The following is a 23,268-nucleotide window of genomic DNA, read 5'->3' as shown; positions in this document are numbered from 1 at the left end:
GTAAAACTACTCTCCTCGAGCAAATAATTTATCTAATTGAGATAATGGAAATGCACGCCAAGTTGGGCGACCATGGTTACATTGGCTCGCAAATTCGGTTTGTTCCATTTGACGCAATAATGCGTTCATCTCTGAAAGGCTGAGTTGTCTATGCGCTCGCACTGCTCCATGACATGCCATACCAGCCAATAGCTCATCACGCTTTTGTAGTAAAACTTGAGCTTCATCATTTGGATCTAAATCATTTAGAAGCTCGGGAATAAGATTTTCAAAATCTGCTTTTTGCAAAATAGCCGGCACACCACGCACAATGACTTGCTCATCGCCATACAAATCAATTTCCAACCCTAAACGCTCAAGTTGAGGTTTTAAGTCTTCAACCCGTACAGCTTGCATACGGCTAATTGAGATCACTTTAGGTATAAGCAACTGTTGAGATGTCCAAAACTCAGGTTTATCCCAAGCATTTTTCATTTGTTGCAGCAAAATACGTTCATGTGCTGCATGCATATCAACAATAATCAAACCTTCAGTATTTTGCGCCAAAATATAAATTCCATGAAGCTGAGCAATCGCAATACCTAATGGAAATTCATCGACTTTAGCGACAGGCTCAATATTTTCATCAACTGAAAAATTGGTAGCAGGTTGATCACGTAATGGGGCCAAGTAAGTCTTTAATGCATTATTTAACTGCGCAGAACCATTATATTTGGGAGTTTGTTCTGCATAGTGAATAGCTTGTGGACGACTGTCATTAAAATCAGTTAAAAGTTCAGTAGAGGGCTGATAACTAGTAGGCTTATCTAGTGTTGTATCAACAGCTTGGTCTGTGCGATGCAATGTGAATTGTTCTTGATATTTAGGTTGAGACTGTACAAATGAAGCCTGAGTATCGTTCACTTTCATAGCTTGTGCTAAATCAGCACTCGCTGTCTGAAATTGTGCTAGTGTTTCTTTAGCGTAATGTCTTACAAACTCATGTACTTCGCGTTGATTTAGGAAACGAATCTCATGTTTTGTTGGGTGAACGTTAACATCGATATTTTCAGGATCAACTTCTAGGAAAAGTAAATAAGATGAATGCTGATGACCATGTAAAATTCCGTCATAAGCCATTCTTAAAGCATGCGAAATCGTTTTATCTTTAACAATTCGGCCATTTACATAGACATATTGTAAGTCTGCTTGAGCACGTGCATCTGAAGGATGTCCTAACCAACCCGACAAACGCATGTTAATACTGTCTGCATCAATCCAGTAAGCATTTTGAACAAACTGTTGACCCAATAATTGCTGTACACGCTGAAATCTTAATTCACCGCTATCTGCTATTGGTAAATTAATTCGAATATTATCGTTATGCTCAAGTACAAAACGTATATCAAAATGCGTTAAAGCCAAACGGCGTACAATTTCTTCAATATGACCAAATTCAGTCGTTGGCTTTTTTAAAAATTTACGGCGAGCAGGAACATTAAAAAATAAATCCTGAACTCGAATATGAGTACCCTTTTGTGCAGCTACAGCTTGTACTTGTTGGTGGTCAAAGGCTGTACCATTCACTTCAACCTGATGACCAATTCCGCTTTCATCTTGACTACTGGTTAAAGTCAATCGTGAAACTGCTGCAATAGAAGCAAGTGCTTCACCACGGAAACCTAAGCTCACAATCGCGTGTAAATCTTCTGCTGTTTTAATTTTACTGGTTGCATGGCGCATCACTGCCAATGGTAAATCATCAGGATGAATCCCATGTCCATTGTCAATAATCTCGATTAGTGTTGAGCCACCTTGTGCAATCCGCACAATGAGCTCCGTTGCACCTGCATCAATTGAGTTTTCTAATAATTCTTTTACAACCGATGAAGGGCGTTCAATCACCTCACCGGCAGCAATCTGGTTGGCTAACGCGGCGTCTAATGTATGAATACGACGTTGTGTTAGCTTTTCATCAGTCATGAAGCTGTTCCTGCAAAGTCTGGTACAAATGCTCTGTTGGTAAAGTTAAGGTGACGAAACGATTGAGTTCATCATCTGATTTTTGAATATCAATAACGATATTTGCCTCAGGGATTTCGTCTCCACCTTTCGATGGCCACTCAAATAAAAATAGAGCATCCTGAATATCTAGATAATCACGGATTCCCATTAATTCAAGTTCGTACGGATCATTGAGACGGTATAAGTCAAAATGAAAAATTTCTTTATTATTGATTTTGTAGGGTTCAACCAATGTATAAGTTGGACTTTTAACCGAGCCTTTATGCCCTAGAGCCTGCAAAAAATAACGGGTCAATGTCGTTTTACCGGCGCCCAAATCGCCAATCAGATAAATCACACCAGCTTGAACATGCTGCGCCAATGCCTGAGCTAAACGCTGGGTATCTTCTTCATGATTTAAGACCATTTTCAATGAATACGACATAACACACATAACATGATTCAAAATAATCGATATGATACCATTGCCCTGCTTTAAAGCCTACTTAAGTCCTTAAAGTTGGCTTTTTTTACACCACATTTATTAAATATTGACACACTTTTATGTCTAGTCCGATTGAATTTTTCCCACCTATGGTTGATGGTGTAAGCGCAAGCCAAGTCTATCTACCACCGCAAACAAATGCCCACACCATCTATCAATTTCTTTGTGAAAACTTTCCTCATATAAAAACAGTAGAGTGGCAGCAACGTTTTCAAGATGGACTTATTTACGCGGCAAATGGCGAAAAATTAACATTAGACAGCCCTTATATAGCAAACACCCATATTTTTTATTATCGATTCCTTGCCTATGAAACCCACGTTCCATTTGAACATCAAATTTTATTTGAAAATGATGACTTGCTTGTTGTAGATAAACCTCATTTTTTAACCATTAGTCCAACTGGGCAATATGTACAAGAAACGCTATTAGTCAGATTAAAAAAACAAACGGGTAACGAGTTTTTAACCCCAATCCATCGATTAGACCGTGAAACTGCGGGAGTCGTTTTATTTTGCAAACGACCACAGTCACGCGGGGTTTACCAACAGTTATTTGCAGATCGTCAAGTTCATAAGATTTATCACGCAATCGCTCAATATAAAGCTGAATTAAAATTTCCTCAGACTTTAAAACTATATTTAGATAAAGGTACCCCCTTTTATACAATGTGCGTTATCTCCCATACTAAAACCAATACAGAAACAAAAATTGAGTTGCTTGAGCATAACCAATCTTGGGCCAAATACTGTTTAACACCCACTACAGGAAAACAACATCAACTCCGTGTGCATTTAAGCTATTTGGGAATTCCGATTAAAAATGATCCTTTTTATCCAGTAGTTCAACATAAAGCCGATGATGATTTTTCTCAGCCACTACAGCTTTTAGCTAAACAAATTTCTTTCATAGATCCACTGACAAAACAGAAAATGGTGTTCAGTTCTCAGTCTGAATTGACACTGTAATCACGCCGTAATGACAAAAAGATTATTTTTTATGCGGAAAGACATTGAAATTACATTGCGATGGTTTAAAATAAATCCCTAAAAATTAAAAATCATTTGGTTTTGTTATTCATGCGAAAAACAGAAGTTTATCAGGTTCGACTTGACTCCCAAGAGAAAAAACAGGCTTTTGCTGTTTTTAAACAATTGGGGATTACCCCTGCCCAAGCAGTGCGACTGTTCTTTAAACAAGTCGTCTTAACTAAATCTATTCCTTTTGCGATCGAAAATCAGAACATTAATATGGAACAATTATTAAAACTGAGAAAAGCGAAAGCATCTTCATTAAATCAGAACTCTTCAACTTTAAATGAAGATGATGACCATGAAGATTTATTTGAAGAGCTAAATGCTCTATTAGGTGAAAGTGACAAAACTTAACGGTGTTGCATTTTTAAACAACTTTTAACGTCAGTTGGTTGGTTTTTTAGTTATGCTCTCTTTGTAAAAATATAAACATAAATACAAGGAGCGCCTAATGATTGTAAGACGAGCGACCTATGAAGATCTAAGTCAACTTGCTGTTCTATTTGATGAATACCGTCAATTTTATGGTGCATCTTCTAATCTTGATGAATCACATCATTTTTTAAAACAACGTTTTGAGAATAAAGAAAGCGTGTTTTTTATCCATATTAAGGATGAAAAAATCACAGGTTTCGTTTTACTTTATTTAGGCTTTTCTTCAGTTGCTTGCTCAACTTACTATATCTTAGATGATGTCTATGTTACCCCTATGTTCCGTCGTCAGGGTTCAGCAAAACAGCTCATAGATACAGCGATTTTATTTGCAAAACAAGAAAATGCTTTACGTATTAGCCTAGAGACTCAAACGAATAATCATGAATCTCACCGTCTCTATGAAAAAATGGGATTTATTCGAGACAGTGAATTTCAGACTTTCCACTGTTTTCTTAAATAATATTTTGAGCGAGTTGTTTCTCCTGCTCAGACAAATACATCCAATCCCCTTCCTCAATTTCAGGTAAAACCAATTGACCTATTTGATATCGATGTAATTTTTCGACTCTATTGCCAACAGCTGCAATCATTCTTTTGACTTGATGATATACACCTTGATGAATGGTCATTGTTAACTGATGAGTTCCTAATAGCGCCACATCTGTCGCAGCAAATGTACCCTTTTCTTGGTGTAAATTAACACCTTGAGTAAGCATTTCAATTTGCTCAGGTGTCACTGGATCTATCGTCGTAACATGATAAACCTTTGGAACATGTTTACGAGGATGAGTTAAAGCTTGAAGATATTTACCGTCATCTGTGAGTAAGAGTAAGCCCGTTGTATCTTGATCTAAACGACCAATGGCTTGCACGCCACGTTGAATCATGATTTCAGGGAGTAGACTAAAAACACTTTGATGATGCTGAGGATTGTGTGAACATTCAAAACCTTGCGGCTTATTTAAAGCAATATAAACTTTTTCTCGATATTGATAGGTTTCCCCAAACAGAGAAAACTCTAAATTTTCAGGGGAAAACTGTTTTTTAAGATCGCTCACTACCTCCCCATTAATACTTACAGAACCATTTTTTATTAACTGCTGGCAATATTTACGTGAACCAAACCCTTGTGATTGCAAAATTTTTTCCAGCAGCATAAAGCTTTCTCTTTAAAACGAAACCATTATTTTAACGCAGTTTCAGAGCTTTATTACTTTTTGCTTGTTCATCTTTGTACTTAATGTCCATTAATTTTGAGTTATTCTTCAATGACGCGATAAATATTTTCGTTTTGTTCACTTTCAAATAATAATTCAGTGGTAGGTAAGATCACTTCATTATCCACAATAATATGTTCAATACGCTGACTTAGCTTTAACGGCTCATTTTCATGTTCAACTAAATTTTTCTTTAATTGAGCCTTTGCATCATGAATTTTGTCGAACTGATCTTTAATCTTGATATCTATAATATCCATACGACTAACTCCGCAATCATGAGTAGTGATTATTTTTATATCATACTCTCTCAAAAGAAGGGTTTTTAAGTTGTTAATTTATATAACATTGTGTCCAAGCGTAACTAAAAATAAAACTTCTTATCATTGAGGCATATACATTAAAATTCTTATTAAAAAGGCCATCTTTATACTTTATCGCTTTTGAAAAGCTCTCACATTTTGGCTCTCAATTATTATACAATTCAAATTATTTGCTTTTCTTGCCGCCTCTCATGCTTGCCCAATTCGATGTTAATTTAGTGGTTTTATTAGTTCTACTTATCTGCGGTTTACTAAGTCAAAATGCAGCTGTAACTATCGCCGCAGGCATCTTAATCGTCATTAAAATTACACCTTTAAATCAATTTTTTCCTTATATTCAAGCTCATGGTCTCAACCTAGGAATTCTCATTTTAACCATTGGCGTACTGACTCCCATTGCCAGTGGTAAGCTTAGCGGAGAAAGTATTTTAAAATCTTTTATAAGTTTTAAATCTTTGCTGGCTATTGCTATTGGTCTACTTGTCGCTTGGCTAGGTGGCCGTGGTGTGAAACTCATGTCAAGCCAACCTGATGTAGTTGCAGGCTTACTTATTGGGACAGTTGCAGGCGTTGCCTTACTCCGTGGTGTACCTGTTGGTCCTCTGATTGCTGCCGGCCTGCTGTCTTTATTCATTGGTAAATAAATAATAGATATTAAAAAAGGTGCTTAATTGCACCTTTTCAACACTTAGGCTAAATTATTTGTTTTATCCAGAATAATAGGCATTTCGTTTTAACGAGAACTTTTCTAGCTGCTTTAAAAATCCTTCAAAATAGCTCTTCTCTTTTTCTTCAGTTCGGTAGCCTGCATATAATGTACGTCTTAAACCAGCTGAAGAAACGCAGTCTAAACGGCGGCTAGTCACCCAACCTTTTTGTTCATATTCATTCACGACCCAATCTGGTAAAGCAGCAATACCTCGGCCACTTGCTACAAGTTGAATCAGCATTTGAGTTAAATCTGTTGTTCGAATTTGTTTTGGTTGAATATTTGCAGGTATAAAAAGTTTCGACATAATATCTAAACGATGCTTATCAACTGGATAAGTAATGAGAACCTCTTCTGCAAGATCCTGAACTGTAATATTTTCAGCACGAACCAATCGATGAGTATTTGATAAAACCAAACGTGACTCGTATTCAAAAATTGGAAAATACTCGATTCCTTTTAATGCAATCGGATCGGCTGTAATAAGTAAATCAAACTCACCGTTTTGTAAAAGCTCATGTGGATTTGCTTCAAAGCCTGAAGCAAAATCTAAATCTACGTCTGGATACTGTTGTCGATATTGATTTAATAAAGGCATTAACCAGTCAAAACAGCTATGACATTCTGAAGAAAAAATAATTCTGCCTGTTTGTCCATGAACAATTCGCGTAATGTCACTCTGTGTGATCTGAATTTGCGGTAATACATCGTCAGCCAATTTCAGTAAACGCTGCCCAACATTCGAAAAGCTAACAGGTCTACTTCGACGATTCACCACTTCCACACCATACCAATGATCTAATTCTTTTAATTGGTGAGAAATAGCAGACGGTGTTAAACACAGATCATTAGCAGCCGCAACAAGTGAACCATGTTCACGTAAAGCAACTAAAGTTTTAAGATGACGAATTTCTAACATGGGCAAAAGCCTGAACAAATTGATTTATCTATTAATTTTTAAACTCATCTGTTGTTTGGTAGCAAATAGAGTCAATTTAGATAAATCACTATTAATGAACAGTATTCATGTTATCACAATATTAATTAATTTACCTCAACATGAACTTTACTTAATTATTTTTATAAGAAGTGAATTTTCATAATTTTAAAGTTAAGTATTTTCTCTAAATAGAAACTAGTAAACCTTTAACATAGATAAAGAAAAAGGCCTAATGGCCCTATTCATTTCATCATTGTGCTTTTGCTTTGGGAAATGCCTGCTCAAAATCGATGAGCTTAAAGCTTTTCACCAAGTCATCTTGCCCATACGTTACTTCGTAAGAAGTTTCTTTCCCACTAAAATATGTTTCAGTTGGTGTTCCAAATACTTCCCATAGCCCAAATGAGGCAACATCTGCTATGCCATGGCCAAATGCACGGCTGACTTTCGCCCATTTTGGATAACCTTGCTGGAAAGTATAAATTTCGACTCTTGTACCATCACGATATTCAGAAAGTACAGGTGCTCCAAACTCAGCAATAACATAATTGCGAGAACTACCCGGATTTAAAACATTTAAATTTTTTTTACTTGGTTGATTACCCGCCATAAAGACTGAGCAACCAGACATAGATAAAATGACCAACCCCATAAGGCAGGCAATACTTAATTTTCTCACGATTTAGATTCTCTATTTTTTAAATATTTATACAACTTGTTGTAATACTTAAAGTATTACTCAATCATCATATATAATTTATTAAAAAATTTCGATAAATTATTCAAAATGAAGATAAAATGCTTTTGCTTAAGATGTGCAAACATACTCTCAATATTTTAGTTTTTTATTATTTTGATCTCTTTTCCCTTATACTTTCATTTTTGAGTCTCTTTTTTAATTTATTATGGCGTCACCCCAATCTTCTTCATCCACACATCGGCATTATTCACTCTTTTTAGCAATTTTTTCACTCGCAGTAGGCGGTTTTTGTATCGGAAGTACAGAATTTGTCGCAATGGGACTTATTCAAGAAATTGCTCATAACTTAAACATTACAGTACCTGAAGCTGGGCATTTTATTAGTGCTTATGCATTAGGTGTGGTTATTGGTGCCCCTATTATTGCTATTTTAGGTGCCAAAGTTCCTAGAAAAACGTTATTACTCGGTTTAATGCTGTTTTATGGTATTGCTAATGCTTGTACCGCTTTAGCGCACACACCAGAGACCGTTTTAGTTTCTCGTTTTATTGCAGGTTTACCTCATGGCGCATATTTTGGGGTCGGTGCCCTCGTAGCTGCCGAACTTGCAGGCCCATCACGCAGAGCTTCAGCGGTTGCACAAATGATGATGGGCTTAACCGTTGCTACTGTTATTGGCGTACCTTTAGCCACATGGTTAGGTCAACATTTTGGTTGGAGAGCAGGTTTTGAATTTTCAGCAACGATTGCATTTTTTACTTTAATTGCCGTAGCTTGCTTTGTACCCAATATCCCAGTTCAAGCTACTGCTAGCATAAAAACAGAATTAGCTGGGCTTAAAAATATAAATATGTGGTTAACTCTTGCAGTTGGTGCAATTGGCTTTGGAGGTATGTTCTCGGTATATAGCTATGTCTCACCCATTCTCACAGAATACACAAAAGTTAATATCCAAATTGTTCCTATTGCGCTAGCGTTATGGGGAATCGGAATGGTGATTGGAGGTTTAGCCGCGGGTTGGCTAGCAGATAAAAATCTCAATAAAACCATTGTCGGCGTACTCATTAGCTCAGCAATTGCCTTTGTTGTTGCAAGTTTCCTAATGAGTAATATCTATACTGCGATTGCTTCTTTATTCTTAATCGGACTAACTGTAATGGGTTTAGGTGGGGCTTTACAGACACGCCTGATGGACGTTGCAGGCGACGCGCAAACGCTAGCAGCTTCACTTAATCACTCTGCCTTTAATATGGCAAATGCATTAGGAGCATTTTTAGGTGGTTGGGTACTGAGTCATCAAATGGGTTGGATTGCACCGATTTGGGTAGGTTTCGTACTGAGCCTTGGTGGTCTTATTATCTTACTCATTGCATTTGCTGTAGAAAAAGCAACTCAAAAAGCCTGATTCTCGTCAGGCTTTTTTGCTGAAATACTAGTCTGTTAATTTTTCGCCACAGTGCGGACAATAGCATTTCTTCTCTCTCGCAGATTCTTTTTCTTCTAATACCTTTTCTCGCATAATTTGGATAATCAAATTATGCGCTTGTTCTTTTGGTAGCCCTACTTTTTGCCGAATACGTTCTATTTCAACTTCATCATGCAAGATATCAATACCACGCACTTGAAGTAACTCACGGAACTCTTGTTCAAGGCGCTGATTACGCTGGTTAAGTTCATTGGCTAAACCAGAAGCTAGAATACCAGCTGGCAAAGCAGCAATCCCTACCCCTAAAATTGTAATTAAAGCCCCTAGTAGTTTTCCTAAGCTGGTCACAGGTGTGACATCACCATATCCGACTGTGGTTAAGGTAACGACAGCCCACCACATTGCTTTAGGAATAGAGCTAAAAGCTTCTGGTTGCGCTTTATTCTCAACCACATAAATACCAGAAGCAGTCATAATAATCATAATGATTAAAATAAAAATCACTGCCTGAAACGAACCTTTTTCTCTTTTAATGACACATAGCAATATTTGCAAAGAGATAAAATAGCGAGTTAATTTTAATAGTCGAAGTAATCGTAAAATTCTGAGCATACGAAGGTCTATTCGTACGAAGAAATTTAAATACGCCGGCAAAATTGCCATGAGGTCAATCAGCGCCTCTCCGCTTTTCATCCACGCTAAACGCTGCTTCCATGCAGCTTGTGTAGGATCACGCTCTACTACACTCCAGAGGCGTAAGAGGTATTCAACACTAAAAATCGTGATTGAAATATTTTCAAAGTAGTCAAACCATATACGATAGCTGTAATACAGATCGTTTACTGTTTCTAGCAATACCGCAATGACATTCCCAATAATTAAGAAAACCAAGAAGTAGTTAATACACCTACTCACTGTTGTTTCGTAATCATGGTCATGAAGGTTGTTATAGAAGAACTTACGTAATGTCTTCCAAGCTAAAATTCGCATACGGTTCTGAGCCACATTATATTGAACATATATTAAGCTCACATACGTAAATTCACCACTACAGTGACCAATAAAATATTTTATTAATTGTATTAACTAAACAATCATAAATAATATTTCATATTTTCTAATTATATTTTAATGAGCAGCGACATATCTAAACTCATTTTCTTCCCACCATTGCACATCATAAATACCTGCATGTGACTTCAAAATGACATTAATATAATTTTGAAGCAGCATAATATGATGAGTAATATCTAACTTTCTAAAAAGAAATCTTCTCAAAATTGGTGTATTTGGTGAAATGAATATTGCAAAGCCATTACTGTATTCTTCATACACACTAATACCGATATACATGGTGATCTCAGGTAATGGTACTTCTATTTCCCAGCCCCAACGTTCAGCAGTTAATTCAATACTTAAGTGATATCTATTTTTCAATATACTATAAATATACTGTGCAATATCTTCAGTTTTCTGTACTAACGTATTTCCGTCTTCTGCTGATAAATTTTGATCATATAGATGGTAATCATCAAATTTAAATTCAACAATTGTCTTTAGCATTTTTAAGTTCCATATATAAAATACCCATGTTCTTTTTAATTATTTTTAAGTTCGTTCAATTATTTTAAAGCAAAATCTTCTTTAATATCTAGCCTTATATTTATTTTTACATTTTAAATAAACAAAACATGATCTATTTAATATTTTATTTGAGAACTAGGTATTAATTCTCTTTTAAATAAAAAAGGAGCTGAATAATCAGCTCCTTTTTTGTACTAAATCGACAAATTAAGTCAATTGAGCAGCAGCAATTTTCTTAGTATCTACTTTATCAGCAGCATTTGTATATTCGCCCATTTGGTCGAAATTCAAATATTTGTAGATGTCAGCAGACATACTGTCAATTTGAGCTGCATATTGTTGGTATTCTTCTGGAGTTGGTAATTTACCAAGTACAGCAGCAACAGATGCAAGCTCAGCAGATGCTAAGTAAACGTTAGAACCTTGACCTAAACGGTTAGGGAAGTTACGTGTAGAAGTCGATACAACAGTTGTGTTCGGCGCAACACGTGCTTGGTTACCCATACATAATGAACAACCAGGCATTTCTGTACGTGCACCAGCACGGCCATAAGTGTTATAGAAGCCTTCTTCCATTAACTGATGTTCGTCCATACGTGTTGGTGGAGCCAACCATAAACGAGTTGTTAATGAACCGCTTGGTACTTTTTCAAGTAACTGACCAGCAGCACGGAAGTGACCAATGTTAGTCATACAAGAACCGATGAATACTTCATCAATTTTGTCGCCTTGAACGTCAGAAAGAAGTTTTGCATCATCTGGATCGTTCGGGCAGCAAAGGATAGGTTCTTTGATGTCTGACAAATCAATTTCATAAACTTTAGTGTATTCAGCATCAGCATCAGCTTTAAGTAAGCTTGGGTTTGCTAACCATTTTTCCATGTTTTCAACACGGCGAGCCATAGTACGAGCATCACCATAGCCTTGTGAAATCATCCACTTAAGCATTGTGATGTTAGAACGTAAGTACTCAGCAACTTTCTCTTCAGAAAGTGTGATTGCACAACCAGCAGCTGAACGTTCAGCAGAAGCATCAGAAAGTTCGAATGCTTGCTCAACTGTTAAGTCAGTTTCCATTTCTGTTAAGTCGATTTCTAAGATACGACCAGAGAAGATATTTTTCTTACCTTTTTTCTCAACAGTAAGATCGCCTTCTTTGATTGCATAGTAAGGAATCGCATGTACAAGGTCACGTAAAGTGATACCAGGCTGCATTTTACCTTTGAACTTAACAAGAACTGATTCAGGCATATCAAGTGGCATTACACCAGTTGCAGCAGCGAAAGCTACAAGGCCAGAACCTGCTGGGAACGAAATACCAATTGGGAAACGAGTATGCGAGTCACCACCAGTACCTACTGTATCTGGAAGAAGCATACGGTTTAACCAAGAGTGGATAATACCGTCACCTGGACGTAAAGATACACCACCACGGTTCATGATGAAGTCTGGAAGTGTATGTTGCATTTGTACGTCAACTGGCTTTGGATAAGCAGCAGTGTGACAGAAAGATTGCATTACTAAATCAGCAGAGAAGCCCAAGCAAGCTAAGTCTTTTAACTCGTCACGAGTCATAGGACCAGTTGTATCTTGAGAACCAACTGTAGTCATCTTAGGTTCACAGTAAGTACCTGGACGGATACCTTGACCTTCTGCAAGACCACATGCACGACCAACCATCTTCTGAGCTAAAGTAAAACCTTTGCCAGTGTCAGCAGGTTGTACTGGAGTACGGAATAATGTAGATGGAGCTAAACCTAAAGCTTCACGTGCTTTAGCAGTTAAGCCACGACCAATGATCAAGTTAATACGACCACCAGCACGTACTTCGTCTAAAAGTACTGGAGTTTTAAGTTCAGACTCAGCGATTTGTTCGCCATTTTTGAACGCAGTAACTTTTGCAGCAGCATGATCGATTTTAAGAGTAACTTCGTCACCCATGTTCATGTTAGAAACATCGATCTCTACTGGTAATGCACCAGCATCTTCCATTGTGTTAAAGAAGATCGGAGCAATTTTACCGCCTAAGCACACACCACCGTCTTTTTTGTTTGGAATGTGAGTAATTTCATCACCAAAGAACCAAAGCACAGAGTTTGTTGCAGATTTACGAGATGAACCTGTACCAACAACGTCACCTACATAAGCAACTTGGTTGCCTTTAGCAATAAGTTCTTTAATTTGGTTTAATGGACCAACTTCACCTGGTTTTTCAGGGTTGATACCGTCACGCTCGTTTTTCAACATTGCGTTTGCGTGTAATGGGATGTCTGGACGGCTCCACGCATCTTGAGCTGGAGACAAGTCATCAGTGTTTGTTTCACCTGTTACTTTGAACACAGTGATTTTGATTTCTTCTGGTACGTCTTTACGGCTAGTGAACCATTCAGCATCAGCCCAAGACTGTAAAACAGCTTTTGCATTAACATTGCCAGCTTTAGCTTTATCAGCTACGTCATGGAACGCATCAAATACAAGTAAAGTTTTTTTCAATGCTTCAGCAGCTAAGCTCGCTAATTCAGCATCATCTAGAAGCTCAACTAAAGGTGCTACGTTATAGCCACCAAGCATAGTACCTAGTAAATAAACTGCACGTTCTTTAGAAACTAGCGGAGATGTCGCTTCGCCTTTTGCAATCGCTGCCAAGAAAGCTGCTTTTACGTAAGCTGCTTGGTCAACACCTGCAGGAACACGGTTTTCAAGCAAATCAACCAAGAATGCTTCTTCACCTGCCGGTGGGTTTTTTAATAACTCAACAAGTTGAGCAGTTTGAGCATCATCAAGTGGCTTCGGTGGGACTCCGAGTGCGGCACGTTCAGCAACGTGTTGGCGGTAAGCTTCTAGCACGGTGTTCATTCCTCTTTTTTTAAAAAATTACTTGTAAATTCCAGCTTTCACAAAGCTTCACAAGTAATATGGACTACAAAATTTTACTAGAGTTCAAGCTAAAAGTTAATGCGCGCGGGGTGTTTCTCCGTGATGCCCATTATTTTGTAACTAAATACCCCTGTGTAAATAATGATCTTAATGACTGACTTATCATGCGATATTTTGATTTGAAAGAACACTCCACCTTAGTGGAGTGTTGACGATGTCTTGTACACTTAGAACTTTTTGTAGTTTGGCATTTTGTCGTGTGGTGTAACTAAGCACTCATCTGCCATTTGTTTTCTAATTTTTTCTTGTAGGGCTTCTGGGTTAGTTTTTAGTTCATCTTGTGGAATAGCATAAACTTTTTCAATAATATTCAAGATGAATTTTTTGGTGATCTCATCTTCAATTTTATTTGCATGTTCAACCGCTTGAGTCTTTTCAATTGCTTGCTGACGATCAAACACAATACTTCTAGCTGCATTTCCAACACTTGTACAAAAGCCATGCCATTGTTCTTCAGGTGTTAAAGGTTTTTTCTCTGTACAGCCGACTAACAACATACCCATCAAAACAAATAAAACTTTTTTCATCATTACTCTACACAGACTAAGCTGCCCACATCATACTGAATCTGACAAACTTTGCAAAAACTGCCATAAAAAACCGAGATAGAAATTCTCGGTCTTTTATAGGAAGTGTTAGAAATACTGATTTATCAATTCAGATTAATTAAAAAATTTAATATCAGTAGGCGTAGATATTTTTGCAGCATCGCCAGCAGGTTTTAAACTACCGCTTTTTGCATCAAAGCGGAACAAACTGATGTTATTACTATATACATTCGTCACATATAAATATTTACCTGTTGCATCAAAGGAGAAAGCTCGTGGTTCAATACCATTAGCGTTATAAACGACTGGTTGATCTAGCAAGCCATTTTGTTGAATTTTAAATACCAAAAGTTTGTTGTCTGCACCACGATTGGCAGCAATTACATATTTGCCATCTGGACTAAGGATAATTCCACTCGCACTTTTAAATTCGGGGGTTTTATCTTCATGTACCAGCTTTAGCTCAGCAATTTTTTTCAAATGTCCATCTTGTACATTAAACGCCACAATTTCACTTCGCATTTCTGCGGTAATGTATGCATGCTTGCCATTTGGTGAAAAGACCATATGACGTGGACCAGACCCATGAATAAACGTCACATCTCGGCTACTATCCGCTTCAAGTGGTTGCGTTTTACTTGGGTTATAACGAAAGGTATAGATTTTGTCATTTCCAAGATCGCTCGCATATAAATACTTACCATCTGGGCTGAAAGTTGTCGAATGTGCATGACCACTTTCCTGACGACCTTTGACATGACCAGAACCTTCTGCGAACACAATATTTTGTACCATTTCACCTAAATGTCCATTTGGCAAAATTGGCAAAACGGCTACGCCACCACGACCTTTATCGAATGCGGAATAGTTCGATACAAACAGGAACTTACCATCTAAACTAATTGAGGCATGTGTTGGATGTCCACCATGGCTATCCACTGTGTTCAGTACCTCTACCTTTCCGTTTTGAACTGATAAAGCAGTGACTTCCCCTGAGTTTTCTTCATTTGTTGTATATGCAAAACGGCCATCTTTCGATTTCACAATCCATGAAGGACTTTTCATTTTTAATACTTTAACAGGAGTTAAAGTCCCATCGGTATTCACTTGAAGCTGGTACAAACCTTCACTGGCCTGTTTTGGTTTTTGCACAAGTGGTGCATTAGGAATTGATGTCCAGGTTCCCACTAAAGCGATTTGTCGATCTGCAGCATTCACAGCGTTACCCCAACCAAGTGATAAAAACGTCACTGATAAGGTTGTTGTTAATTTTTGAATTAGCCCACGATATTTAACATTTGGCTCGTTATCCCTATTCTCTTTAATTTCAACACAAGTATCTTTTTTCACTGGCATTTCCTTGGAAAACTCACCTTATTTGCAATGATCAACAAGGCATTATCAATCTAATTTCATTTAATGATTCTGAAAATTAATTTATAAAACTGCAGTTTTCAAGTGAATTTTCTTTAATAAAAAAACCTATTTAAAGCGTGACTCCTGCTCAAAAATTGATGATCTATATGATTAATATCCAACTTTTTAAAAACACTATAAATATTTAATAAAATAAGAGCCCACTAAAAGTGAGCTCTTAATTCATACATTTAGAAACGCCAGTTGTAGAATAAGTCGATTGCTCTTTCTAAAGACTGACTTGCTTCTAGGTATAAACGTCGATTCATTTGATAACGTAAAGTGAGTTTGTTTACAGGAGTAAACACCCCAACACCATAGCGAATAAACAGATCTGGTGTGATATAACCCGTTAAACTCACTTGCGTATCATCACCTGTACCTTGTGCATCTAGTGCAAGTCCACTTAAACCAAAAGTACGACCAATTTGATTCGTTAAAGCACGTGTACCACCCAAGCCCATACTAATACCCGCAGCAGCAATGGTGTTGTTTACATCAGATTTAAAACCTTCTGAATTACTTAAACCGCTAGAACCTTCATTAATACGACCTGTTACCAATGCATTTAATGCTTCTTGTTCAGATAAGCCTGCATCGTTATAAACTTGAATGTTTGGTGATGATGCAGTGCCTGTGACACGAACGCCCACCATACTGCCCTGAACATTCTTATTCGCATCAATATCTAAAGTCGGGTTTGCCAACGGACCATTGAAACGGGCAATTGCACGGTTTAAATCTAAGCTTTGACCATAAGCTTCAATTTTCACTTTTTGGCTCACACCAATAGCACCCATTGCGCGCATTGCAGTTTCATAACCACGCTGAGTTAAGTTCAAACGACCTACTAAAGGAATATTACTGTTAAAGCCTTGGAAGATAACCTGATTACCAATATTGACTGAAATATCGGCACGAATATCCCAAGGTTTTGCTGCACGTAAAATTGCAAGTGGATCTTGGCCTTGACGGACAATACGAACATCTGAAGATGTATTAATGACAGGTGCCGTTGTTTCAGGCATTGAAATACGTGCACGAGGGACATCTACCGATCCTTTCAAACTTAGACGTTTATCGAAAGGATACATATCGAGTGTCAAATTCGGATTTGCAATTGCAGTAATTAATGGTGCTTGGCGTACCAGTAGGTTATCACCTTTTAAGTTCAACTGTAGACGTGGTGAATCTTTCCAGTCGAAACTACCTTTAAGTAAACCTACCCCTTGCCCACTGTTAAATGCACCATCAATTGTTGCCATATCCTGACGAATAGACGAGTACACTTGTACGTTGGTTAAGTTCACTGGCAGGGAAATCATACTGATTGCCCCGTTTTTCAAACGCATTTCACCCGTAAACTGCGGTTGGGTTAAAGTACCATTCACTTTACCTGCTAAGGCTAAGGTACCACTCATTGAACGTACATCTTGAATGAATGGTTTTAAAACTTTTAACTGTACATCGTTAAAGGCCACCTCACCATGCATTGGCATAGAAGGTTGGTATGGATTAATAATGACATTTGCATAGCCAGTACCAATATCAGGTGTTTTTACATCAACACGTAACAATAGACCATCTGAAATACTCTTCGCGATTACGCTCAGTTCATCATAAGTCAATGTCGTTGGCGGGTCTTGAGGATCTTCCGCAGCTAGACCTAGCTCACCTTTTCGTGTCACTAAACGTGCATCAAGTTTAGGATGTCCACCATTTACCCAAGAAGCTTTTGCATAGCCATTGAGTTGACCCGTCATTGCCAAACCTTCTGGCATAAACGCAGCAAAATCGCCTAAATCCAGATTTTGGGTAACAAATGAAATATTGCCCTGTGCTTTACTGACACGTACAGGTTGATCAAGACATAACTGACTATTTCTACTTTGCCAACAATGTTGTCCCACATATAACTCAGAACGTGCTGATGAGAAAACAACAGGTGCATTTTGATTTTGTGCTAAACGAATTCGACGCGAATCAAAACTACCTTTTTGAATTTGCCCCAACCAATCATTATTCTGGTTAAAACCGCCTGCTAACTGCACATAGAACTTAGAAACATTATTATTCGCCTGCACTTTTAATAAGTGCGCTTTTCGTGTTCCGGCCAAATTCACCTCAGCAGACTGGATTAGACGGCTACCACTACGCAAATTGTCTAGCTTTGCTGTGAGTTGAGTTGGTGTTGTTTCAGAAGTTGGAAGTTCACCCTGTACACGCAGTTTTTTAATACTCACTAAATTAGTATAGGCAAAGTTATCAACTGCAATATTAGCTGTAGCTTTCAAACGTGGTTGAGATTGGACACTCAAATCTCCATACGCACGGCCACTTAAACCAGGATACAACTCATAAAGTGCAGGTGCATTGAGCTTAATTTTTAAATTCTGCGCATTACCAGTCGCTTGCAACTGGTTCTGTGCATACACTAAAAATAGATTATTCGCTTCAAATTGTTGAGGTAAAAAGCCCTTTTGGTTCGAATCCATAAGTACAGATAAGTTACCTTTACCTCTCACTGGTTTGTTATTCAAAAATCCTGCAAGATTCAATTGTTGAATATCAATACGCTTTAACTTATCGGACCAAACACCTTGCGTTTTTACATTTCCTGAAATTTCGCCTTTTACACTAGAAACAAAATATTGAGGTTTAAAGCGCACAAGCGAACTATTGATATCCCAAGCAATACGATCTTTTAAATTTAATGATCCAGTCGCATAGATTTTTCCAGCAACACCATCATGTTGTAACTGGTTAATTCGAATAAATTCTGGAGTACCTGCAATAGAGAACTTTAACAATCCATTAGCCTGATTAAGTGCTTTTAAAGATCCATCATAATTAACGGCAAAACCTTTAAAACCGCCACCAGCTTTAACATCATTAAATAATAAAGCTGCTGTACTTTTTCCAGATAGCGCAACAGTTTCTTGGTTTGCTTGAGCCAATTGGCCTTTTAAATCAATTTTTTCCAGTTGAATAATTTGTTGATTTGGCTTTGCAAAACCACTTGCCTTAACTGAGCCATTAAGTAGGTTAACCGGTGCAGCTGCATGAATACTTTGTGGATTAAAGTCTTTTGCATTTAATAAGGCATTCCATGCCAGCTGACGTTTTTCAGTAGGCAATAAAACTTTGGCCTGACCTGAGAGACTACCTTTTTGAGCCACAAAATTAAAACTAGGAACATTAAGAATATTATCTTTAACATTCAACGTTGCCAGATATTGCCCTGCTGGCAATAAAGTCTGTTCATGCTGATATACTTTTGTCGAGACTTTAATATCTTGCTGACCATCTCGCAGAGTCAGATCAACTTGACCACTATCACTGCTTAACCAACCTATATATGGCATAGCACGGTCTATTTTTGACCAAGCCACATTCATAAACATTGGCTGAGGTTTTTTATTCTTTTCAGGAGCTTGGTTTAATTTAAGTTTCCAAGACTCGTAGCGGTCAAAGTCTACATTAGCTAATACTTCAGTACCTTTTTCCAAAGAACCCGTTGAAGAAACGGCTGCATCTAAACTTGGTGGCAAGAAATCCTGAACGACTTGAGGAATCGCTTTATCTTTAGGATTAACATGATCTAAACGACCTTTTACATCCCAAGTGACATGATCTTTCCAGTTCACTAACCCTTTAAGGTTAATTGCACCTTTCATAACCTGACCATTAAAGTCAGTAATATTCAACTGGTGAACCAGATCGGTATTCATTAAGGCATTGTATTGGCCTTCAGGTAAATTCTCACCTTTTAAATCTGTATCAAGTGCTAAGTTCAGTTGTTTCACATCCCCCTGAAACTTGATCACGCCATTTTTAGCAAATAATTTTTGTTCGACCAGTAAAGGCAAGTGATAGTTTTTGAATAACAATGCACCTTGCATAGGTACTTCATGACGAACAGGATGTAGAACGACCCAACCTGTTAATAAGTCTGGTGTGGTGGTTGCTACACCAGCTTGCAAAGTGTCTAAACTTCCTCGGGCTGCTACTTTAATATTTTGGATGTTTAAACTTTTTAAAGAAGGAATTCTTAAATCTGCAGTCGCATTAAGTGGATATTTACCGCTAAAGTCCATATTTCCTGTTGCGTTATGAACAGAAAGATACCCCATATCCATACTTGAATTTTCAAACTTTAGCTTTGTTTCTGACCACAACGCATCATTTAGATGAACATCATGAAAATTTACAACAGAACCTGAATTTTTAATTTCTAAATGATCGACATCTGCCTGATCTACCCGCAGCACAAATGGCAATTTAATGGGTTTAAATCCAAATGGTTTATCTGATGGCGGAGCTTTATTAATAATGATTAAGTTACGTACATCTGCATTACTCAAATGTACTTCTTTTTCTAAAATTAAAGAACGCCACCCCAAGCGAACATCAGCTCTATCTAAAGTAACATCGACTTCTGCCAACTGAACAATAATATTTTTGAGGATAATTCCTTTAAGTAAATTACCCCCTTCATATTCATATTTAATGACTTGCTGCGCCTGTAAAACACGATCTAATAAGAAACGGCTTCCACGGTCAGTCGACATCATAATAATGATAGAAGCAACAAGTAATAAAAGTATGATTAATATCGTCAGCAAGAAGCTACGCAAAATGCGTCGCTTCTTAGGAGAGTCAGGTGCCGAAGTGGGCTGCTGTTCTACTTCCGCCATAAAATAAACCTAATAAATTTTATTTTTAAAGTTGTGGACCAATAAAGAAATGCAAACGAATCGGATGATTATCATCAGAAATACCTGAAGCCACATCTAAACGAATTGGTCCAATTGGTGACTTCCAACGAATACCGACACCAACACTATAAGCACTCGGATTACTAAAATTCTTATCGTAAGCATTACCAAAATCAGAAAAAACAGCTGCTCTCCATCCCTCTTTGAATTGATAGTTATATTCCAAAGAGCCAATAGCTAAAGCTTGTCCACCAATCTTATATCCATTTTCTTCTGGTGAAAGACTTTTATAATCAAAACCACGAATTGTCTGATCACCACCAGTAAAGAATCTTAAATTATAGGGAACTTTATCAAATTCATCGGTAAAAATATAACTAAGATCAGATCGCCCCACAAACTGATGGTTATCGTTTTCACCTAAAGAATAAATAAATCTCCAACCCGCTGTTGCAATCGCCATATTAGCATCGGAAAGTAAACTACTACTTCCCAGTTCTATCTTATAGCTTTGTTTAAATGCTTTAGTTGGGTTTAAACGTGTATTACTTGAAGTTTTAGATGTTTCATAACCGAATAACAATGCTTCTTGTTCTGATGCAGCAGCTTTAAAAGCATCTGGTAACTCAGAAATATCAACATCCCCTTTTTGAGTTAAACGGTCCAGACGGTAACGTACCCCAATCGTATGTTGCCAGTTTCCTAATGGCTTTTTAATGACTCGCTCACCACCCAATACGGCAGATTCAGTTAATAAACTCACATCAGGACCGATATTATCTCTAGTCTCGCGCTCATAACCACCCACAATATTAAAGTAATCATTTAATGGGTGCTTATAAGGAATACTATAACGGCCATCTATAGACTGCCGAATTTGTGAAAGTTCAAAGTTGGCATCAAATGAATGACCATATTCATTGACAATCGAGCGGCGATATTGACTACGTAAACGAGCTCCCGTGTCAGTACCATAACCAACACCTGTTTCCAGACTATTTAGTTTGTCAGCATTTAAGGTCACAATCACCGGAATTCGTTTTTCTTCACGTGCTTGGGCTTGTAAACGGTCTTGTTCCGATTCTTGTTCTGCGTGTTGTACTGCAGCAGTTTTTAAAGCAGCGGGCGCCGCAGCTAATTGTGCATTTTCAGTTCCAGCAAATTGTTTTTCGTCCACAACATTTTGAGTAACTTCTTTACTAGATGAAGCTAACTGTCGTGCTTTAGCAAGCTGTTGTTGCTCAGGGGAAAGCAATTTCGATTCATCAATAGTGACATTTTGCTGATCGACCAATGCTTGCAAATCTGGCGGTAATTCAAGTGGTTTTTCAATTGGGTCAGGTTTAATTGAATCGACCAAAGTGTAGTTAAAATAACGCGAGTTAGTCAGGTTATTGGCTAAAGCATTTACACGCCAGAATGTGTAGTCATCACCCTCTTGCCAAGGTGCCATACTTTCCAAAATCTTTAACTTGATTGGCAATGGTTTGGATGGATCGCTCATACGAAACTCAACCTTACCAAGCTTATAGCGCTCACCTGTTTCATACTTGAGATTAATATCTGCTTTGTTTTCAGGTTGACTTACTTTCACATCATGTAAACGCCAGTATGCATCAAAATAACCGTTATTCGATGCAGCATCGACAATTCGGCTTTTGGTTGTTTCATACAGACCATGATTAAAAATATCACCTACATCTTGATCTGGCACTAAACGAATAACCTGAAACTGTGGCTGTTTTGCACCAGCTCCACTAAATTCAATGTTTTGTTCATTAATTCGTACAGGCTCATTTGGAGTAACGTTAACACGAACGCGGCTTGCACTTAATTTTTCAAAACGAAACTCAGCATTGTAATAACCCACAGCTTGGGCAGCCTGATTACTCAAGCTTCTTAATTGCGGCAATGCAGCATTAAAATCTTCAAATGATTCTTGGGTAAAAGTAGATAATTTACCTTTAATATTTTTAGCGAGATCATCTGAAGCTCCACTGACCTCAGCAGTAATACGAGGTATTTGCTCCATCGGAATCACACGCGGTGGACGGATTTTATTTATTATTCGCTTAAAGAAACCTTTTTCTTCGGGTGGTTCTTCAGTCGCAGCTGTAAGCTCGGGTAAAGTTTTTCCTGTTTCATTGGCTTCGACTACAATCTTACTATCCGATTGAATCTCATGCATAAGCTGATCAATATTTACAGGTGCTTGAGTAATTTCATGTAATTCTGCTTGAGATGCATCATTGACTACCATTTCTGGATGTTTTTGAGTTCCATTTTGGAAGTTTTGCGCTTCAGTTTTTGCCTCTTCTGCTACCCGATAAATTTCATTTGCCATGTTCTGGTCAACAGGCATAACAGGTAAGTCATCAAGGTTATCAAGCGTGATTGGCTTAAATTCTTCAATCTGATTTGGAAATTGTTCTTGTTGTTGCAATATAGCCAAGCTATCTTGTTGTTGCTGTGCTTGGGTTACAAGAGTCGCAATATCAGTAATCGGGACATCATTTGGGTTATTTGTATTTGTTTGCTGTAATGATGAATCAGCTACCGTCTGGTTTGCGACTGGTGTTACAGTATCAGCCGAACTTTGAGCATAACAAGGACTAACACATAAACTTAACAATAGGCTGCTACAAATAAGTTTAGGTATACTCTGCATTTTCAAGATTAAATGCATAGAGTGAGAAAGAGTTGACTGTTTAAACTTAATTTTAGAAGGCATGGAAAACTCTAAACTTATTTTTTAATAAACGCACCAATATGAGGATAAAACTCACTCGAAAC

General features: G+C 37.6%; 18 protein-coding genes. 5 read left to right on the top strand and 13 right to left on the bottom strand.

The window, feature by feature from the left end; genetic code table 11:
• Positions 1 to 6 precede the first annotated feature (6 nt).
• Positions 7 to 1,962 (bottom strand): DNA mismatch repair endonuclease MutL, encoded by a 1,956-nt coding sequence (mutL, locus tag RMA95_RS04505; protein WP_311069712.1) that lies wholly within the window; start codon positions 1,960 to 1,962, stop codon positions 7 to 9.
• Positions 1,955 to 2,428 (bottom strand): tRNA (adenosine(37)-N6)-threonylcarbamoyltransferase complex ATPase subunit type 1 TsaE, encoded by a 474-nt coding sequence (gene tsaE, locus RMA95_RS04500; RefSeq protein WP_311069711.1) that lies wholly within the window; start codon positions 2,426 to 2,428, stop codon positions 1,955 to 1,957. The genes mutL and tsaE overlap by 8 nt, the downstream gene beginning before the upstream one ends.
• 119 nt (positions 2,429 to 2,547) lie before the next feature.
• Here tsaE and RMA95_RS04495 point away from each other — a divergent pair, with 119 nt between their 5' ends.
• The 3 genes from RMA95_RS04495 (at position 2,548) to RMA95_RS04485 (ending at position 4,417) form a co-directional block, all read left to right on the top strand.
• The gene (locus RMA95_RS04495) at positions 2,548 to 3,456 is read left to right on the top strand and encodes a pseudouridine synthase (protein WP_311069710.1); all 909 of its coding nucleotides are present in this window, start codon (positions 2,548 to 2,550) and stop codon (positions 3,454 to 3,456) included.
• 111 nt (positions 3,457 to 3,567) lie between these two features.
• A complete protein-coding gene (locus tag RMA95_RS04490) occupies positions 3,568 to 3,876 on the top strand; it encodes a type II toxin-antitoxin system RelB/DinJ family antitoxin (RefSeq protein WP_311069709.1) in 309 nt (102 codons plus the stop codon).
• Between the two features lie 97 nt (positions 3,877 to 3,973).
• Positions 3,974 to 4,417: a GNAT family N-acetyltransferase gene (locus RMA95_RS04485; protein WP_002049009.1), complete on the top strand. Its 444-nt coding sequence runs from the start codon at positions 3,974 to 3,976 to the stop codon at positions 4,415 to 4,417.
• On the opposite strand, the gene RMA95_RS04480 is transcribed toward RMA95_RS04485, so the two are convergent.
• Positions 4,410 to 5,114, bottom strand: a complete 705-nt coding sequence (locus tag RMA95_RS04480; RefSeq protein WP_311069708.1) for a pseudouridine synthase — start codon at positions 5,112 to 5,114, stop codon at positions 4,410 to 4,412. The genes RMA95_RS04485 and RMA95_RS04480 overlap by 8 nt on opposite strands.
• A 101-nt stretch (positions 5,115 to 5,215) precedes the next feature.
• A complete protein-coding gene (locus RMA95_RS04475) occupies positions 5,216 to 5,434 on the bottom strand; it encodes a hypothetical protein (protein WP_311069707.1) in 219 nt (72 codons plus the stop codon).
• Positions 5,435 to 5,688: 254 nt separating this feature from the next.
• On the opposite strand from RMA95_RS04475, the gene RMA95_RS04470 reads away from it, so the two are divergent.
• Complete coding sequence (locus tag RMA95_RS04470; RefSeq protein ID WP_002049035.1) at positions 5,689 to 6,141, top strand: DUF441 domain-containing protein; 453 nt, start codon at positions 5,689 to 5,691, stop codon at positions 6,139 to 6,141.
• Positions 6,142 to 6,204: 63 nt separating this feature from the next.
• Here the strand turns inward: RMA95_RS04470 and RMA95_RS04465 are convergent, their stop codons facing one another.
• Positions 6,205 to 7,125 carry a LysR family transcriptional regulator gene (locus RMA95_RS04465; RefSeq protein WP_311069706.1) on the bottom strand — a complete coding sequence of 307 codons (921 nt, stop codon included), beginning with the start codon at positions 7,123 to 7,125 and terminating at the stop codon, positions 6,205 to 6,207.
• 271 nt (positions 7,126 to 7,396) lie between these two features.
• Positions 7,397 to 7,825: a hypothetical protein gene (locus RMA95_RS04460; protein WP_263614016.1), complete on the bottom strand. Its 429-nt coding sequence runs from the start codon at positions 7,823 to 7,825 to the stop codon at positions 7,397 to 7,399.
• A 226-nt stretch (positions 7,826 to 8,051) separates the two neighbouring features.
• Here RMA95_RS04460 and RMA95_RS04455 point away from each other — a divergent pair, with 226 nt between their 5' ends.
• Positions 8,052 to 9,251 (top strand): MFS transporter, encoded by a 1,200-nt coding sequence (locus RMA95_RS04455; protein ID WP_311069705.1) that lies wholly within the window; start codon positions 8,052 to 8,054, stop codon positions 9,249 to 9,251.
• A 27-nt stretch (positions 9,252 to 9,278) separates the two neighbouring features.
• Here RMA95_RS04455 and RMA95_RS04450 read toward each other — a convergent pair whose 3' ends face one another.
• The 7 genes from RMA95_RS04450 to RMA95_RS04420 all read right to left on the bottom strand — a co-directional run bounded on the left by RMA95_RS04450 (position 9,279) and on the right by RMA95_RS04420 (position 23,206).
• Complete coding sequence (locus RMA95_RS04450) at positions 9,279 to 10,262, bottom strand: ion transporter (RefSeq protein WP_311069724.1); 984 nt, start codon at positions 10,260 to 10,262, stop codon at positions 9,279 to 9,281.
• 138 nt (positions 10,263 to 10,400) lie between these two features.
• Complete coding sequence (locus RMA95_RS04445; protein WP_000920876.1) at positions 10,401 to 10,835, bottom strand: hypothetical protein; 435 nt, start codon at positions 10,833 to 10,835, stop codon at positions 10,401 to 10,403.
• A 228-nt stretch (positions 10,836 to 11,063) separates the two neighbouring features.
• Positions 11,064 to 13,703, bottom strand: coding sequence for a bifunctional aconitate hydratase 2/2-methylisocitrate dehydratase (locus RMA95_RS04440; protein WP_311069704.1), 2,640 nt, complete (start codon positions 13,701 to 13,703; stop codon positions 11,064 to 11,066).
• Between the two features lie 257 nt (positions 13,704 to 13,960).
• A complete protein-coding gene (locus tag RMA95_RS04435; protein ID WP_263614020.1) occupies positions 13,961 to 14,323 on the bottom strand; it encodes a hypothetical protein in 363 nt (120 codons plus the stop codon).
• A gap of 132 nt (positions 14,324 to 14,455) precedes the next feature.
• The gene (locus RMA95_RS04430; RefSeq protein WP_311069703.1) at positions 14,456 to 15,691 is read right to left on the bottom strand and encodes a lactonase family protein; all 1,236 of its coding nucleotides are present in this window, start codon (positions 15,689 to 15,691) and stop codon (positions 14,456 to 14,458) included.
• Between the two features lie 257 nt (positions 15,692 to 15,948).
• On the bottom strand, positions 15,949 to 20,454 hold the full coding sequence (locus RMA95_RS04425; protein ID WP_263614022.1) for a translocation/assembly module TamB domain-containing protein: 4,506 nt from the start codon (positions 20,452 to 20,454) through the stop codon (positions 15,949 to 15,951).
• Positions 20,455 to 20,479: 25 nt separating this feature from the next.
• Positions 20,480 to 23,206 carry an autotransporter assembly complex family protein gene (locus RMA95_RS04420; RefSeq protein ID WP_311069702.1) on the bottom strand — a complete coding sequence of 909 codons (2,727 nt, stop codon included), beginning with the start codon at positions 23,204 to 23,206 and terminating at the stop codon, positions 20,480 to 20,482.
• Positions 23,207 to 23,268 lie beyond the last annotated feature (62 nt).

The sequence above is a fragment of the Acinetobacter sp. V110_1 genome, assembly GCF_031798975.1.
Taxonomy (GTDB): domain Bacteria; phylum Pseudomonadota; class Gammaproteobacteria; order Pseudomonadales; family Moraxellaceae; genus Acinetobacter; species Acinetobacter nosocomialis_A.
This window is presented reverse-complemented; position numbering and strand designations above follow the sequence as displayed.